Origin of the sequence: Phocaeicola sp. RTP21198st1_B8_RTP21198_201120 (assembly GCF_040929485.1) — a bacterium.
In the GTDB taxonomy this organism is placed as follows: Bacteria; Bacteroidota; Bacteroidia; order Bacteroidales; family Bacteroidaceae; genus Phocaeicola; species Phocaeicola dorei.
Map to the genome: position 1 here is coordinate 1210 of NZ_JBCOCI010000259.1, position 529 is coordinate 1738.

The 529-nt window shown below is 41.4% G+C and carries 1 protein-coding gene; it reads left to right on the forward strand.

Features of this window, described 5'->3' with window-relative positions; genetic code table 11:
- Nucleotides 1–16: 16 nt before the first annotated feature.
- A partial coding sequence (locus tag AB5935_RS25185; RefSeq protein ID WP_368327776.1) for an ExbD/TolR family protein occupies nt 17–529 on the forward strand: 513 nt, incomplete at its 3' end.

Genomic DNA, 529 nt, shown 5'->3' on the forward strand with positions numbered 1-529 from the left:
AAAAGGAGGAAATACAATGAGTGCTGAAGTACAAGAGAGCGGCGGAAAAAGAGGAAAGAGCAAGCAAAAGAAAATGACTGTCCGGGTGGACTTTACACCGATGGTGGACATGAATATGTTGCTGATTACTTTCTTTATGCTTTGTACCACACTGAGCAAACCTCAGACGATGGAGATAAGCATGCCGAGTAATGACAAAGATATAACTGAAAACCAAAAGAGTATGGTGAAGGCTTCACAAGCAATTACGTTATTGCTGGGAGCTGATAACAAACTCTATTATTACGAGGGGGAACCTAACTATAAGGATTATACCTCGTTGAAAGAAACTAGCTACGGTGCAGATGGACTGCGTGCCGTACTTCTTCAGAAGAATGCTGTTGCTGTCAATAAAGTAAGAGAATTGAAGCAGCAAAAACTTGATCTTAAGATCACGGATGACGAATTTAAGAAGCAGGTTTCCGAGATAAAGAGCGGAAAGGATACACCGACCGTAATTATCAAGGCTACGGATGATGCGTCTTATATG